Consider the following 15,578-nt stretch of genomic DNA (forward strand, 5'->3'; position numbering starts at 1 on the left):
AGACGAAATCAAAGAGGGCGCATCCACACGGTTGCCGGGTGATCCGAGGTGGTGAACACCCCTGGCATCGTCTCACTCTCACTCGCATCTTGGCGGTCCGGGACACACACGACGGAGCAATACCGCGATCAATCACAAACAGGAACCCAAGGGATAGCGGAAGTACTGGAACTGTCCGGAACGTCCGCGATTCGCCACCGAACGCTTTTGACAGCTATCCGCCTATCGAAGCGTATGGACGCACCCAGCCGCGACGACCGGTCGATCCGCGACACCGTGGCCGAGACGCTGGCGGACCATCCGGTCAGCGTAGCGTTCCTCTTCGGCTCCCGGGCACGCGGCGAGAGCCACGACCGAAGCGACATCGACGTCGCTGTCGCCTTCGAAGCCGGTGGATCCGGGAGCCTAGACTCACGCCTGTCACTCGGGGCAGACCTCGCCCTCGCGCTTGGAACCGACGATGTCGACGTGATCGACCTCCGGGCAGCGTCTCCAGCACTCGTTCGCGCGGTCTTTCGTGACGGCGACCGTCTCGTCGGTACCGAAGCCGAGGCACGTTGGCTCCACGACGCACTGCTTGAGGACGCCGACGAGAAGTTGCGGTCACCGGCCGAGCGCCTCGACCACGCACTCGCCGCCATCGACGACCATCTTGCATGAAGATCTCCGACGACGATATCGAACGGATCGTGAGCGCGGCCGAAACAATCGAAGAGAGCCTGTCAGTCCTCGCGGCAAAGCAGTCGCTGTCCCGCGAGTCCTATCGGGCTGACCGAGAGACCCGAGACGTGGTCGAGCGACGGTTTGTCAAGGTGACTGAGGCCACGCTCGACATCGCTCGGACGCTCGTCGTTCACGAACGCGGTTCACCCCCGAAGAGTAACCCGGCGACGATGCTTGCACTAGACGAAGTCGGCGTTCTCAACCGTACGACTACCAAAGAGATGGTGCAGGCAGCCCGCTTTCGGAACGTCCTCGCACACACGTACGGGGACGCCATTGACCACGACGACGTGTACGCCGCGCTGCAAAGCCTCGAACGCTACCGGGATTTTCTCCACGACGTGCGGGCGTATCTCGACGACACCGGGGCACTTTGAACGTATTCGGCGTGTTGTGTCGGGGTCGGATTCCGCCCACGGCTAAAGCCGTGGGCTTTCCTTGCGTCTCTGTGAATCCCTTGGAGTCCGGACTTTTCTAACGGCGTCCGAGACAGAGCCGCGCCCACTCATTTCCCCATCCTCTTTCCGGTGCTATCGTTCGCTTCGGAGCTGCTGTCAGACCGCTCTGACACACCTCTATCACCGTTCCGACGAGCCACATCCCGAGAGTTGACAACGGTCGTCTGGAACTGCTCAGAGATGGATCCGCCGAATACGAACACTCAGATGCTGTTTTCGAATCGAATTCTGTAACGACTCTCGAAACTATACGGCCGTATTCGCACCACATTTTACATACTATCAGTATATGCCAAAGCGATATGCGACCGACGTCGACACGTACCTTCGGGTCACCCTCGACACCGACCCGCTGGACGCCGCCCGCCTCGAGGCCGCCTTCAGCCGCCTGCACTCGCTCGGATACGACGTCCGACTCGACGTCCGCCTCGTCGCCACCGAGGGACAGATCGCCTACTACGTCGGCACCGCCGGCACGCACGCCGCCACCGTCGAACACACTCTCCGGAGTATCTTCCCCGAGGGCACCCAACTTGATCGTGAGACGCCGCCCGAACTCCCCGCGGAGCCGACGGCCGCCCTCGAACTCCGCGGCCGCGGCGAGCGTCGCGAGGACTGGCAGACCCGACTCCAGCCCGTCACTGACGGCGACGGGACCCACACCCAGTTCCCCCTCGCCGCCGCCGTCGACGCGCTCGCCGACGCCGACGCCACTGTCCACTATCAGGCCCTGCTCGCGCCCAAACCCGACTGGGGAGCCGACGCCTCGCTCCGCATCGACCGACTCACACGTAACCGCGACACGCCCGCCCAGCGCTTCTTCGACTTCCTTCTCGACGAGTACACGGTCGATCCCGACGTCGAGGACGCCGATCCCGCCCACCAACGCCGCATCCGCTCGATACAGGCCACCGACCCCGGCCGCTCGTTTGCCGTCTGCGCTCGAGCGGTCGCTTCCGGCGACGGCGCCGAGGCCACCCTCGAGGAGTTCGGGACTGCACTCCGCCCCGCCGACGGTCCCTTCTATCACGTCCACCCCGTCGTCCGACGGAGCGAAGAGCGCGTCGGCCGCCTCGCCGACGCCATCGAGGCGGGCACACGCCCCGAGGAGCCCTCGTTGTTCGACCGCCTGAAAGCCCGCCTGCCGATCACCGCCAACACCGCCCCCGAACTCGTCGCCGACGCCCACACCGCGCCGAACCTCTGTCTCGTCGACGGCGACGCCCTCACCGCCCGCGGCCGACGCGCCCTCGAAGCCACGCCCGAGGAACGCACCGCAGTGCCCCGCCCCGACGACGCCTTGCTCGCCCAGTACGACTCGGGCATGTTAGTGGGCTACCCGCTCACCGGCGACGATACCGCCGCTGACGCGCCCGTCCGCCTCCCGCCCTCCCTGCAGACCCTTCACGCGGCGTGGTTCGGCAAAACCGGCTCCGGGAAGTCCACCTCCCTCATCAACGCCATCCTCGAGAATCACGAGGCCACGGCGGGCGCCGACATTCTGATCGACCCCAAGGGCGACGGCATGCCCGCCGAGTATCTCAAAGCCCACTACGCCCGCCACGGCGACCTCGAGGACGTCTACTACTTCGACTGCGCGGAGACGCTGCCCGCCCTCTCGTTTTTCGACATTCGCGAGCAACTCGCCGACGGCATCGACCGCACGACGGCCGTCGAGGACGTCACCGACCATTACATCGAGATGTTGATCGGCGTGATGGGCCGAGAGCGATTCGAACGGGCGGTACGCTCGCCCGACATCATCCGCTATCTCGTCAAGGCGATGTTCGATCCCGTCCACGGCGACGACGCGTTCGCCCACAGCGAACTCCAGGCCGCCGCGACCCGGATGCGAGACACACGTGACGCACCGCCGGTCGTCGATCCCGAACTCCGGCGGATGCTCGCCGGCGTCGCCGCCAACAGCAAACGCTCCTTCGACGAGTTGATGCAGGGCGTCGCCAACCGCATCGAGAAGATCCCCCTCGACGACCGCCTCGGGCAGCTGTTCAACCACGTTCCCGAGGGCGACGATCCGCACTTCGAGTTGCGCGACGTCGTCGACGAGGACGCCGTCGTGTTGCTCGATACGGGCGGGTTGCGCCGGGAGAGCCGCCGCGTCGTCACGCTTGCGCTGTTGTCGCAGTTGTGGACGGCGCTGCGACGGCGACAGCGGAGTTCTACTCACGATGGCGACCACGCGCTGGTAAACCTCTATCTCGAGGAGGCCGCAACGGTGGCGTCGTCCGGGCTGGTCACGGAACTGCTCGCCCAGTCGCGGGCGTTCGAGCTCTCCGTGACGCTGGCGATGCAGTTTCCCGCCCAGCTGCGGCAGTCGGACGCGGAGGCGTACGCGGAGGTGTTGAACAACGTCTCGACGGTTGTCACGGGCAACGTCTCTGTGGACGCGGACCTGAAGCGACGGTTGGCGACGGAGTCGATGCCCCCAAACGAGGTGGCGAATCGGCTGCGGGCGTTGCGGCGCGGGCAGTGGTTCGTCTCGCTGCCCTCCGAGTTCGGCACCTCCGAGCCCCGGCCGTTTCTGGTCGAGAGTGCGCCGATTCCGGCGGGCCACCACGAAAGCGACGAATCGCTGTCGGGGGCGCGACGCACGGCCTTCGAGGCGGCCTTCGACGCCGTCCGCGACCGGACGCGACTCGAGTGTGGGTTGGACCTGACGGTGAGTCGGTTCTACCGCCCCGACACTGGAACGGAGACGGAGACGAAAGCAGATACGGACGCGAATGCGGCGGCCACAGCGGCCGCTGAGGCCGATCCCTCGCCGGCCGAGGCGCAGAGCCCGCCCGGCTCGCTGTTGGCGCACACGAAGCGGATGCCGGCGTGTGTCAGCTACGATGGGGCGCGCCACGCGGTGGTGTGTGACTCGTGTGACTCCCGGTACGATCCGACGCGGGCGGGACTGAAGCGAGCCATCGAGTGCTGTCACAGCCTCGAGAGCGTGGACCGCGACGACGTCCCGGTCTGTTCGGTGAGTCTGAAGCTCTCGGCCGACGAGCGGGCTCAGAGCCGCTATTCGGACGCGCAGTTGCGGTTCCTGCAGGCGGTGTATGCGGCCCATCAACGGCGCTTCGATCCGGAGCTGGAGTACGACCTCCTGAACGACAGCATGGTGCGGTTACGCGAGTACGTCGGCGTCGGAACGGACGAGATCGAGCGGTTACTCGAGGACGGGTTGCTCGCGAAGGACTGTACGCACCCGCACGTCCTGTACACGGTGACGCCCGAGGGCCGGGCGGCGGCGAAGATCCGCCACCGGGAGGGCGTCGCCCACGGCGACGGCGCGGGCGATCTGAGCGAGTCGAGCCTTCACGTCGCGATGGTCGAGTTGGGTAGACGGTACGTCCAGGCAGCGTTCGTCGAGAGCGACGACTCGGCGGCCGTCGAGGTCAGCCCCTATCACGACGTCGCGGACGGCCGCCTGGACGTCGCGGGGCTCGATGCCGACGGCGAGGTCGTGGTGGCGGTGGAGGCCGAGCGGTCGAATCACGACACGTTGCGGGCGGTGCCGGAGGACTACGACAAGATGGCCCGCCACGAGCCCGAGGCGGCGATCTGGATCGTCGAGAACCGCGATGGCGGCCACGACGTCCTCGAGGCGCTGAACGAGCCGGGCGAGGGCGACCCGCGAGTCGAAAAGACCTACAGTCGAACGACGGCGACACGTCTGTTCACTATCGATACCCCCGGGCTGACCGAGATGCACACGTTCAGTTACCTGCGCGATTCGGTGTTGGACGACGAGTGAGCGGACGGTGACTCACCGGATCATACTGTTTGACCGGTGTCGATCTACGAGGCGAGTTCGATCGCCGCAGTACGTACGTTTACTGACACGAACGACTCATGCAGACGACGGACCCCCCACCGGTCGTATCGGTCGAGTCGGAGCGATAGGTCGGGCGATGGACGGATGCGATCCCAGTTGCTCGAGTGACATTCCCCGCGAACCGTGTTCGAACCGTTCGTCGAACCCCCTCGGCACGTGCGCCGCTGACGACCCACAGTTTGACTCGAGTCCCGGACCACCCGGTGGACGATCGTCAACCGATGCTCGGCATCGGGGCGCGCGCTCGACGTCCGTGTTCGCTCCGGTCGGTGGGTCGGTTCGACTCGGGATGACACACCGGCGATGATGCCGGCGGCCGACCCACTCCAATACTATCACACTTGATACGTATGTGTAACGGCGTTGGCATACGAGCGCTCGACGACGGCGTCGTCGCCGTGCCGTTGGAACCGTTCGCCGATCGGAGCTCGGGACGGGGGCGCAGTCCCGTCTGCACTCGCTGCCGGGCGTCGATTGGCAAAAACGTCCTCGGTCAACCGGTGTTGTTCCCCCAAAATGTAACATCCCGTCAGAGACCGAATTCGAGTTGTTAGGTCCTCTCGAGAGCCGTTTCGGGACGTAACAATCAGCTCGGCTCCCTCAGTGTGTCTGGGTGTTCGACGCGGTAGTGGTGGCGCTATCGTACTCGAGTCGAAACCGTCCTTCTACGTCCCCGAAGCTGGCTGTAAACACCGCTGAGAGACGCTGTATAGTACGATTTTGAACATGAGGTCGACGGCGATGCCGGGGCGAGGCGCCTGAATGCACCCATCACGAAATTGGAAAACAGACAAAAAACAGCAGTAACACGGCATTGTTGGGGGTTTTCAGGTTTTGGAATCTCCCGGCACGTACCGATTCTGAGACGGTTGGGTACGACCGACGCTATTTCCCGTATATTGGCCGTTTGAGGCCCGTATTTGCCGTTCCACCGGAAACGATGGGGGTGTCGAACGGGGCTTCGAACGCTCGAATATGGCTGGATCGCGCGAAATCAGGGCAACAACACGCGAAAACAGCCCACCTTGCGGGAGAAATCCCGATTGTTACGTCCCGAAACAGAGTGTCTCAGACCATCTAAAGCACAAACTCGATTTTGAGCCGTTGTTGGATTTCGCTCAACAGCCTGGGCCGGCGAGTCGGCCCGAACAGTTTTATTCACCCCGTATGAGAAGAAACCAACAGCCGATGTCCGAGCCGATCCCGACCGAATCCGAGCTCCCGAACACGCTCCTCGCTCGTGGGCAGTGGCTCTGTTGGCGGGCCGAAGAGCGTGACGGGAAAATGACAAAAATTCCCACTGACCCCGCGTCGGGGGAGTTCGCCTCGACGACCGATCCAGCCACCTGGGGGACCTTCGAGACGGCTCGCGACCGGGCTACTTCACCCACTACGGACGCCACTGGCGTCGGGTTCGTGTTCACCGATGACGACCCGATCGTCGGCGTGGATCTGGACGATTGTCGTATTCCGGAAACCGGGAAGACTCGCCAGTGGGCGAGTGACATCGTCGATCGCTTGGACTCGTTCACCGAGATCAGCCCCTCCGGAACGGGCTATCACGTCCTCGTCAAGGGGGCGCTTCCGGAGGGCCGCAACCGGAAGGACGACGTCGAGTTGTACGAGACGGCGCGGTTCTTCACCGTCACTGGCGACCACGTCGATGGGACGCCAACGACTATCAACGAGCGTACACGATCGCTCCACGCGATCCATCGCGAGTACGTCTCTCCGGCGGACGACGGCGCCAAGTCACCCTCGAGTGAGAGCGACACGAACGGCGTTGACGAGAGATCTCGACCGCCCCCGACGTCGGCCTCGCTCTCGGATGCGGACCTCCTCGAGCGTGCGAAGAACGCGGCGAACGGCGAGAAGTTCAGCCGGCTTTGGCGCGGCAACACCGCCGGCTACGAGAGCCACTCGGAGGCCGACATGGCGCTGTGTTCGCTGTTGGCGTTTTGGACCAGCGGGGACGTGACCCGACTCGATCGACTGTTCCGCGAGTCGGGGCTGATGCGCGAGAAGTGGGACGAACGGCACTTCGCCGACGGCAGCACCTACGGTGAGAAGACGGCCGAACGGGCCATCGCCGGGACGAGCGAGTTCTACGAACCGTCGGGTGACGCTTCGACAACGGGGGCCGACGCTACGGATCAATCGGGCGGCGAGCGACAATCGATGCCGAACGATACCGGTCTTCAGAACGTTCGCGCCCGGGAGGCGGATCGCCTCGAACGGATCGAGGAGCTCGAAACGAAACTGCAGGAGACGCTCGAGGAAGCCGAACGACTGCAATCGGAACTCGACGCCGAGCGGGAGCGACGGCGCGGACTCGAAGCCGAACTCGAGGCCGAACGCGAGAGTGCAACGAGTGAGTCGTGGCTCCCGTGGCGGTGATCGGCCGTCACGCTCTGCATGAATGAGCCGTCGCAAGTCGTGACCCATATCCAGCACTGCGCTGAATTTGCCCGAGCGACCGGGGAGAGACGAACACCGACCTGAACTGTTTTGTGTGCATATCACCAATGACCGACCGATGCCGACGACGTGTGCATTGTGTCGGCGAGTGATTTCGGACGAGCGGATTGCCGATCCACAGGTCGTCCAAGAACACCACCTCCGCCCCGAGGAGCGAGCGACGAGCCCGACCGTAATGCTCTGTCGGCCGTGCCACAAGCAGATCCACGCAGTCTTCACCAACGAAGAACTGCGAGACGACTACGATACCATCGAATCGCTGCGGGAGGCGACACAACTCGGAGAGTACCTCTCGTGGATCCGTGGCACCGAGAAACTCGACATCCAGGTCACGACGAGCAATCGCGTCCGTGACCGTCGCTGAACGGTTTCGATACGGTGGACGATGGGAGGCGTGAGGTTCGAGCTGCTCACCTAGTGCAACAGACCGTGGCAGCGTCAACGAGATAGCGAAGACAGTCTAGGCTCGATCGCTTCGTGAGTATTTCACCGACGTCACGATGATCCGAAGAGCAAACCTATTGATTGCTTCCGATACTGCAGTCATCCCGCTACCGGTATCGCTCAGACGAAGAGCGATACAGCCGCTAACATCGCACTGTATATGACGTACAGCACGCTGAATGACGCGAGAGTCGGATAGAACAGATCTTTGAGGTGTTGTAGAGAGAGGCGATTATAAACTGGGGATCTAACCTCTGGCTCAAGATCATCGGGAAGAGCTCGCTCGATCCCGTTGACATGATCGGCCCCGACAATTGCGACGACTCGGCCACCGTCTTCAGCTGCCTTCTCGATCATCTCAGCGATCCGTATGTCACGCCCAACAGTCCCTCGACGTGATTCGTGACTCCGTACGAGGAGTAGAGGGAACAACGAGCTCACGAGAAGCCACAGTGACCCCTGGAGAACGTGTCCAAGCCATCCGATCATAAGAGCGGTCGCAAACAATACAAAAAACAACCCCGCACTGGCGATTTCAACCAAGATATGTGCGTTCTCGAGTATAGAAGCGTTCGATTCGCGGGTTGGTTGTGGCTCAACGTCTTGAAGCTCAGCTAGATCCTTGATGATCGTCTTATCGACGTAGAGGGATCGAGCAAAGAGGAATTCAAATATCATTAATACCCATCCAAACCAAATTTGGCTCCACCCGAACTGCCAGTTCTCCTGTTCGGGTCCTTCAAAAATGAGGTGATCGACACCGTCTTTGATCAGTGTCCGTTCCTCCTCCAGATCACCGCGGGACGTATGCAACTCCCCTTTGATTAGTATCTCTGTGTGGTTCATTGGTCAGTGATTGCCAGCCCAGTTCTGTGGACTGTTCGAAAAGGTGGGCCCACCCCACGTCGGCTGTCGACGCGAAAGCGAACGGGTGCATCCCTAGCCAGGTCCCCAGACCCGAACACTTGTAATCAGCGCTCCTGATTACCCAACTGGCAATGCCCGAGCATTGCAGGCTACCCTGGATGCGCAGGGATGATGAATCGATGAGATGTTTAATGTGTGAACCGGATTGTATACATCTACAATCCGATTTCAGCTATTTCAAACGCCGTTTCGTCAGGTGATGTCGTAATGCGACATGCCACGGACGTCATCCAGGGATTTGACATAACAAAACCAACAGGTCGGAAGAAAGCACGGCTCGTGGAATGGTTCCAAGAGCGTCCGGGAACCCGGTTCGATGTCGCGGAGGTGTACGCCGCGCTCGGCGAGGAGTTGGGTGTCGGGGAGGGACAGACCCGGAACTACTTGAACGACCTGGCCGATGATGGCGTCCTCCAGCGACACGGCGAAAAGCGGATCGCCTACAGATTAGCGGACGACATCGTCGTTCCGATGCGATATCAGGCGTTGGCTGTCTTGAGCCACCTCGGGGAGATCTTCAACATCAAGCGCTGGGGACTCGCTGGCTTCCTGACGATTATGACGGTCACTTGGGCGGCACTGACGCTGCCGTTTTGGTTCATGTGGGGGACGCTGGTAATCTACCCGACGAACAGTTACGGATCGATCACCCGTCCCGAATTTCTACAGATGGCGATCGCGATGACGGTCTGGCTGGTTGTGTTTATCGCCGGTAGCACCGTTGTGTACCGATTCCATCGATGGTAGCAAAGGTGCCGTGGACCCTGTCGATGAAGATCTGCTACAAAGGCTCCTATCGGAGATGACGGACTAGACGTACCAAAGCGTCTGTTGCTCCGGCGGAATCAGGTGAAAGACCAGCGTAAGACGGTTGGATTCGGCCTTCAGAAAGAAACTCGCGATCTTGAGGATGAGATACTTACAGAGGTGAAGGCTGATCTAGATATCGAGACGCTCCCTGCGACCGATCTTCGCGAGGTTGCTTATCTCGCAGGTCTACAGGACAAAGAGCGACTCAAGCAAATCCTTCTCGAGTGGGGCTATCAATTTCGAACGGGCGATTAGAAGGCCCATTAGATCACAGTGTTCCGACTATGACGAGGAGCTCAGTTGCTCGATAGATCCTCTCAGCGATTTCATCAATGATCCCATCGTCGGATAACATCTCGATGGCGTTGGAGACGGCTTTCTTTGACCGATCACTCCCTTCTTGAGCGCGAATCGCCAGACTCCACGCGCTACGGAAATCGCGGAACTCAAAATATTCAGCTGACGGTTGAGTCTTGCCTACCTGCCGAATGCTTTTATTACAACATGATGTATAATACTGTATGAGTACACAGTCGGATGAAGACAAGTTGACGATGCCGACTCAGATTTCATTAGAGTTGTCTGATGACGGTACGATTTGGATAGCCTGCGATGAGGAGACAGACGTAGCGGCCGAGGGAGAGACGAGACAAGAGGCGCTTGCGATGTTGGATGATGCTGTTGCGGCATACAGGGGAGAGGCTGGCCGAGAGCCGACAAACGAAGAACTCCGAGACATCGGGATTGAGCCTGAAGCTAACACATCTGGAGACCTTGCAGATATTCTGAAGTAGGCTGTCTGACGGGCACACGAGGTTTCTCTGGCGATGATATCGTCAAAGTACTGTGTAACGTCGGCGGGTACAAATGGATCCGCACGACTGGCAGTCACATGATTCTGAAGTGGATACCTCCAGAAGATCACGATACTGAGCCTCGAACGGTCTCTGTTCCCCGGAAGGATCGTATCCGGGTTGGTACTTTGCGGAAGATTGCGGAGCAAGCTGGTGCAGACGAGTTTGACGACTTCTGTAGGTGGATTGATCGCAACCGCTGAGACGCCCTGTTTTGCTGGCACTACCTGTTCCGGTTAGACACGCCCCAGTCCGAATAAAGAGGAACAGCACAACCTCGGAGGCACAGTTTGGAGCGGACGAGACGGTCGCTCAGGTCACCGATCCAAACACACCACTCGGTGAAGCGGGAAATGAGGGTCGACACAATCATGATTCTCCCGCTTCAACGACTTTGATCTCACGACGTGATCCACTGCCCGCTAGTGATTAAACACAGGCCTATCAGGAGATCCGCAACCTCGCCCGCGGCCCTCAACGGTTGGCCGGAGCCTTCCATCGGCATCTGCTATCGTTATACAGCGGCTGCGCCGCACACACGTTCTGACCGCCTACCGGCTGCGAAAAAAGTAGATCCCTGGACGGCGTAATCATTTTGCCGCTAGACGTGGTTTAGTCTGTTAACAACATTTTATATATGGTTTAGTCGGCTAACAGCGTTTCCATATATGAACCTTTTATCCATAATCATTAACTATGAGGAGGCATACCATACATTGATGTCCGGTAATGACCCAACCGACCGGCCCGAACCGCAATCGGTACTGACACTTGCTGTGGCGACCACCGCAACGGAGAAGATGGACCAATGAGCTCGATAGAGCAGACGTCCGAACAGCTCGCCGATGCTGATGTCGACCATGCGACTGAGACAGCACAGGCGTTTCTAGAGGAGTTTGAAGATGCGATGCTCCGAGAGGATGCCGCCGCTGCGGCGGAGATGTTCTGTCCGACGAGTTACTGGCGCGATCTAGTCGCGTTCACCTGGAACATCAAGACGGTAGAGAATCCCAGTGGCGTCGAGGACATGCTTGAGGAGACACTCGCGCACATCGGTCCGTCGACCTTCAAGCTTACCGAGCCCGCGGAGGAGGAGGACGGGATCATCACCGCCTGGTTCACCTTCGAGACCGAGGTGGGTCGTGGTGAGGGTGTCGTCCGGCTGAAAGATGGCGGTGCGTGGACCTTCCTAACCGCACTGACGGAGCTGAAGGGGTATGAGGAGCCTAAGGGTAGAAACCGACTGAAGGGTACAGAGCAGGTTGCGGACCAAGAGCGCAATCCGTGGACAAATCTCCGTGAGGAGGAACTGGAGAACCTGGGGTACACCGAGCAGCCACACACCGTGATCATCGGCGGGGGACAGGGTGGCATCGCGCTCGGTGCACGGCTCCGCCAGCTCGGCGTGCCTACAATCATCGTCGAAAAGAACGACCGGCCAGGAGACTCTTGGCGCAACCGGTATAAGGGGCTCGCGCTGCACGACCCTGTCTGGTACGACCACCTCCCGTACATCAAGTTCCCCGACAACTGGCCAGTGTTCTCACCGAAGGACAAGCTCGGTGATTGGCTGGAAATGTACACGCGGGTGATGGAGCTGAACTACTGGTCGAAGACCGAGGCTACAAATGCACGGTACGACGAGGAGGCGGGCACTTGGGAAATCGAGGTCAACCGCGACGGTGAGGAGCTCGTGCTGCGCCCACAGGAGCTCGTGATGGCGACGGGCATGAGCGGCAAGCCCAACGTGCCCGACCTCTCCGGCGAAGAGCGCTTCAACGGCGAGGTGCACCACTCATCCGAGCACCCCGGTCCCGACGAGAAGTATGAGGGCAAGTCCGTTGTAGTGGTGGGCTCGAACAACTCAGCCCACGACATCTGTGAGGGGCTCTGGGAGGTTGGCGCAGACGTGACGATGGTGCAGCGGTCATCGACGTGCGTCATCAAGACGGAGTCAATACTGGAGCATGGACTCGGTGATCTGTACTCCGAGCGGGCCGTCGAGAACGGCATCGACACCCACCGGGCGGACATGATCTTCGCATCCGTCCCGTACCGCATCATGAATGAGTTCGAGAAACCCAAATACGACAAAATCAGGGAAATCGACTCCGAGTTCTACGATGCACTCGAGGACGCCGGCTTCTGGACCGACTTTGGTCCCGACGAATCGGGGTTGTTCATGAAGTACCTCCGCCGTGGCTCGGGCTACTACATCGACACCGGCGCCAGTCAGCTCATTATCGACGGAGAGATCGATATGGCCCATGGGCAGGTGACCGAGTTCACCGAGGATGCGATCCTGCTGGAAGATGGCACCGAGCTCCCGGCCAACCTTGTCGTGTGCGCTACGGGGTTCGGTTCGATGAACCACTGGGTGGCTGACCTGATAGATGAGGAGACGGCACGGCAGGCGGGGAAGGTCTGGGGGGTCGGTTCAGACACGCCTAAAGACCCCGGACCGTGGGAGGGCGAGCAGCGCAACATGTGGAAGCCGACGCAGGTGGAGCATCTGTGGTTCCACGGTGGCAACCTGCACCAGTCACGCCACTACTCGCTGTATCTGGGGCTGCAGCTGAAGGCACGCTATGAGGGGATCCCCACGCCGATGTACGGCAGGCAGGAGGTCCACCACGAGGGGATCTAGCGACCGCTCTCTCAGAAACGGTCGTCTAGCAGGCGATCCTCCTTCGGCGGTAGGATGGCTGGTCGGCATCACCTCAGGTGGTACTCCCCGTCCGCACTCACCGGTCGAGCTGCGCTGCAGGTGGTGTGTTGGCTTGTTTCGCCGCATAGTGGCAACGGTCTCAGACGCTCTTAGTACAATATTCCGTCAGATTGACCCGGAAATGGACGCCATCTGGCGATATGGCATCGCTCAGACGGCTGGCGTGGATGTGCCGAGACTTTGCCAAACAGCACGTTGACGATCCGGACGTACCCGCCGCGCCGGACGGCGCGGACGGGTACGTCGAGTGGGTACAGATTGCGTTGATTCTGTACCGAGGCGAGCTCAAAAAGAGTCTCCGCGAGACGGAAGAGTATTTAACGAGATGCCCGGCGTTCTCGCCGTGTTTGATCTCGACGACATCTCCGTTGTTCCCAGACCCTCAGCCGAGGTATTGAACGAACGACAACGACTCGACTACAGAGTTACCCAGCGGCTGACGCCGTTCCGTTATTCCGCACTCGCTCGTCGTCAGGGCCGACGATAGTCGTCCCCTGACCGGGCTCGACCGGGATCCGTTCGACCACGTCCCCGTTTTCGTCGGTAACGAGCACGTAGTAGATGGCATTGGCGGTCCCCTCGCCGTCCTCGATGGGCTCGAGGTTCTCGTCCATCACCTCGCCGGCGACGAACGACCGGACGGCCTCGTCGTCGCGTATCTCGACTGTCCGACCTGTGTCGGCGTTGACGAAGACGTTCCGCGTCACGTCGGTAAAGTCGGTCGGCGAGACCTTGATGTGCCACCACAGGCTCCCGTCGATCGTGACCGGAACCGGTTCGGTGACGACGAAGTTCTGCCCCCAGTTCGTCCGCGAGTCGGCCGAGCGGGCGATGCCCATCGCGCGCTCGGGGCCGGTCAGCGTCTCGTCGCCGGTCCCGAAGAAGGTGTACTCGCCCGTCTCGGCGTCGGCGAACCACACCTCGTCGAGGCCGCGGGTGTCCTCGCCGTGCGGCTCCATCGCGGTCACGTACGACATCCGTTCGCCTTCGAGGTCGATGACGAACGGCTGGGCGTTGTCGGCCTCCGAGGGGAGCCTTGCGACCTCGATTTCTCCCTCGTGTGCGCCGACAGTCGGGAGCTGATTGATGATGCCGTTTCGGTAGCCGAGCGAGCCCATCTCGGCGCGCGTGAGCGTCATCGGGTAGAGCCGCTGGCCCTCCAAGATCGGCTCGGAGCGAGCCTCTTCGGGCGTGAGATGGTCGATCCGCCCGTCGGGGTGGACCAAGGCCCCGCCGTCCCACGTCGGCGTCGTATGCGGGAACGGCGTCAGGTGCCACTCGTGGCCCGTCTTCGGGTAGTACATGTAGGGCTGCCCGTCGTGGCTGAACTCGACGGCGTCGTCGTCGTACTTCGTGATGTAGTCGGACGTCTTGAGGTTCCAATCCGCCGAGCGGTGGAGTAGCATCCCTTCGCCGTAGGTGAAGTCCTCTTCGTAGACCTGGATCTGTCTGTCGTCCATGCGGGTCATGTCGGTAACGAGCACCCCGCGTTGGTTCTCGATCAGGGTGTTGCGGAACCCGTCCGGTTGGATCGCGTACGACCACGCCAGCGAGCCGTCCTCCTTTCGGGCGATATCGCTCGTCCCGAGGCGGTGTTGGCGGTAGGAGACGGAGCCACGCGTCGTGATGTCCGCCACCTGCCGGGGGACGACACGCGGGTTCTCGGGGTTCGCCTGCGGGAACGTCTCGACTTGGGTCGCATCGTCCATCGTCGTCTGGGCGAGCGTCCGCTGTTCGAGCATTCCCGCGGGCACGCTGACCAGCACGGAGAGTACCGCGAACACGCCGACAGCGGTGACGAACAGCCGAAGCTTCCGTCCCGGAGAACCCTGCAGTTCCAACAGCACGTCGACCGGACTATCGGCCTCCCGGAGCACGCGCCCGAGCGGGCGGTCCGCATCGCCCGTGTCGAAGGGTGGGAGAAACCACAGCACGAGTGCCGCGATGATCGACCCGCCGCCGAACACCGTCAGCCCGGGCGAATAAAGGACACCGTAGACGAACCCGTGCCAGAGCGGGCGGGTGAGGTACCACAGCAGGACGACGATACCGACGCCGAGCAGTCGGGTCGCGGCGTGGATCGCGAGCGACCGACCGTCCGGCCCGCCTCCGGAGGAACCCGACGAATCGCCGTCGCGGGTGGAGGGGCTTTCGTTTGCCATAGCCGGAATAGGACGCGACGGCGGATAAAAACGCCGACGGCCGACGGGGGTCCCAGCGGCGAGAGCGGAACACGGACGGCGAGTGCGGGACGTCGCCGACGGGGACGGGTGGCCGATGCCGAACCCTTACGGTTTAATCGCCCCGCC

Annotated in this window: 12 protein-coding genes and 1 pseudogene; 11 read left to right on the top strand and 2 right to left on the bottom strand. The window is 61.5% G+C overall.

The window, feature by feature from the left end; genetic code table 11:
- Positions 1-234 precede the first annotated feature (234 nt).
- From mntA to NMLP_RS07940, 5 genes are all read left to right on the top strand, one after another.
- Positions 235-660, top strand: a complete 426-nt coding sequence (mntA, locus tag NMLP_RS07920; RefSeq protein ID WP_015409595.1) for a type VII toxin-antitoxin system MntA family adenylyltransferase antitoxin — start codon at positions 235-237, stop codon at positions 658-660.
- Positions 657-1,100 carry a type VII toxin-antitoxin system HepT family RNase toxin gene (hepT, locus tag NMLP_RS07925; protein WP_015409596.1) on the top strand — a complete coding sequence of 148 codons (444 nt, stop codon included), beginning with the start codon at positions 657-659 and terminating at the stop codon, positions 1,098-1,100. The genes mntA and hepT overlap by 4 nt, the downstream gene beginning before the upstream one ends.
- Positions 1,101-1,470: 370 nt before the next feature.
- The gene (locus NMLP_RS07930; protein WP_015409597.1) at positions 1,471-4,947 is read left to right on the top strand and encodes an ATP-binding protein; all 3,477 of its coding nucleotides are present in this window, start codon (positions 1,471-1,473) and stop codon (positions 4,945-4,947) included.
- A 1,269-nt stretch (positions 4,948-6,216) separates the two neighbouring features.
- Entirely contained in the window at positions 6,217-7,425 is a 1,209-nt protein-coding gene (locus NMLP_RS07935; RefSeq protein WP_015409598.1) for a phage NrS-1 polymerase family protein, read from the top strand.
- A 139-nt stretch (positions 7,426-7,564) separates the two neighbouring features.
- Positions 7,565-7,870: a hypothetical protein gene (locus NMLP_RS07940; protein ID WP_015409599.1), complete on the top strand. Its 306-nt coding sequence runs from the start codon at positions 7,565-7,567 to the stop codon at positions 7,868-7,870.
- A 200-nt stretch (positions 7,871-8,070) separates the two neighbouring features.
- On the opposite strand, the gene NMLP_RS07945 is transcribed toward NMLP_RS07940, so the two are convergent.
- Positions 8,071-8,796, bottom strand: a complete 726-nt coding sequence (locus NMLP_RS07945) for a hypothetical protein (RefSeq protein WP_015409600.1) — start codon at positions 8,794-8,796, stop codon at positions 8,071-8,073.
- Positions 8,797-9,084: 288 nt separating this feature from the next.
- Here NMLP_RS07945 and NMLP_RS07950 point away from each other — a divergent pair, with 288 nt between their 5' ends.
- The 6 genes and pseudogenes from NMLP_RS07950 to NMLP_RS07970 all read left to right on the top strand — a co-directional run.
- A complete protein-coding gene (locus tag NMLP_RS07950; RefSeq protein ID WP_015409601.1) occupies positions 9,085-9,624 on the top strand; it encodes a hypothetical protein in 540 nt (179 codons plus the stop codon).
- A 102-nt stretch (positions 9,625-9,726) separates the two neighbouring features.
- The gene (locus NMLP_RS07955; RefSeq protein WP_152024120.1) at positions 9,727-9,942 is read left to right on the top strand and encodes a hypothetical protein; all 216 of its coding nucleotides are present in this window, start codon (positions 9,727-9,729) and stop codon (positions 9,940-9,942) included.
- A gap of 266 nt (positions 9,943-10,208) precedes the next feature.
- On the top strand, positions 10,209-10,481 hold the full coding sequence (locus NMLP_RS07960; protein ID WP_049926328.1) for a type II toxin-antitoxin system HicB family antitoxin: 273 nt from the start codon (positions 10,209-10,211) through the stop codon (positions 10,479-10,481).
- Between the two features lie 38 nt (positions 10,482-10,519).
- On the top strand, positions 10,520-10,744 hold the full coding sequence (locus NMLP_RS14430) for a type II toxin-antitoxin system HicA family toxin (protein WP_338042128.1): 225 nt from the start codon (positions 10,520-10,522) through the stop codon (positions 10,742-10,744).
- 605 nt (positions 10,745-11,349) lie between these two features.
- Entirely contained in the window at positions 11,350-13,188 is a 1,839-nt protein-coding gene (locus tag NMLP_RS07965; protein WP_015409602.1) for a flavin-containing monooxygenase, read from the top strand.
- 221 nt (positions 13,189-13,409) lie between these two features.
- A pseudogene (locus NMLP_RS07970) lies at positions 13,410-13,630 on the top strand (IS5/IS1182 family transposase); the annotation flags it as partial.
- Positions 13,631-13,694: 64 nt separating this feature from the next.
- Here the strand turns inward: NMLP_RS07970 and NMLP_RS07975 are convergent.
- Positions 13,695-15,431: a hypothetical protein gene (locus NMLP_RS07975; protein WP_015409603.1), complete on the bottom strand. Its 1,737-nt coding sequence runs from the start codon at positions 15,429-15,431 to the stop codon at positions 13,695-13,697.
- Positions 15,432-15,578 lie beyond the last annotated feature (147 nt).

The organism is Natronomonas moolapensis 8.8.11 (genome assembly GCF_000591055.1).
Lineage (GTDB): Archaea > Halobacteriota > Halobacteria > Halobacteriales > Haloarculaceae > Natronomonas > Natronomonas moolapensis.

What these genes read in the sequence shown, in the direction of transcription:
- mntA (WP_015409595.1), top strand. Translation starts at nt 235, where the DNA reads ATGGACGCACCCAGCCGCGACGACCGGTCGATCCGCGACACCGTGGCC.
- hepT (WP_015409596.1), top strand. Translation starts at nt 657, where the DNA reads ATGAAGATCTCCGACGACGATATCGAACGGATCGTGAGCGCGGCCGAA.
- NMLP_RS07930 (WP_015409597.1), top strand. Translation starts at nt 1,471, where the DNA reads ATGCCAAAGCGATATGCGACCGACGTCGACACGTACCTTCGGGTCACC.
- NMLP_RS07935 (WP_015409598.1), top strand. Translation starts at nt 6,217, where the DNA reads ATGTCCGAGCCGATCCCGACCGAATCCGAGCTCCCGAACACGCTCCTC.
- NMLP_RS07940 (WP_015409599.1), top strand. Translation starts at nt 7,565, where the DNA reads ATGCCGACGACGTGTGCATTGTGTCGGCGAGTGATTTCGGACGAGCGG.
- NMLP_RS07945 (WP_015409600.1), bottom strand. Translation starts at nt 8,796, where the DNA reads ATGAACCACACAGAGATACTAATCAAAGGGGAGTTGCATACGTCCCGC.
- NMLP_RS07950 (WP_015409601.1), top strand. Translation starts at nt 9,085, where the DNA reads ATGCGACATGCCACGGACGTCATCCAGGGATTTGACATAACAAAACCA.
- NMLP_RS07960 (WP_049926328.1), top strand. Translation starts at nt 10,209, where the DNA reads ATGAGTACACAGTCGGATGAAGACAAGTTGACGATGCCGACTCAGATT.
- NMLP_RS07965 (WP_015409602.1), top strand. Translation starts at nt 11,350, where the DNA reads ATGAGCTCGATAGAGCAGACGTCCGAACAGCTCGCCGATGCTGATGTC.
- NMLP_RS07975 (WP_015409603.1), bottom strand. Translation starts at nt 15,431, where the DNA reads ATGGCAAACGAAAGCCCCTCCACCCGCGACGGCGATTCGTCGGGTTCC.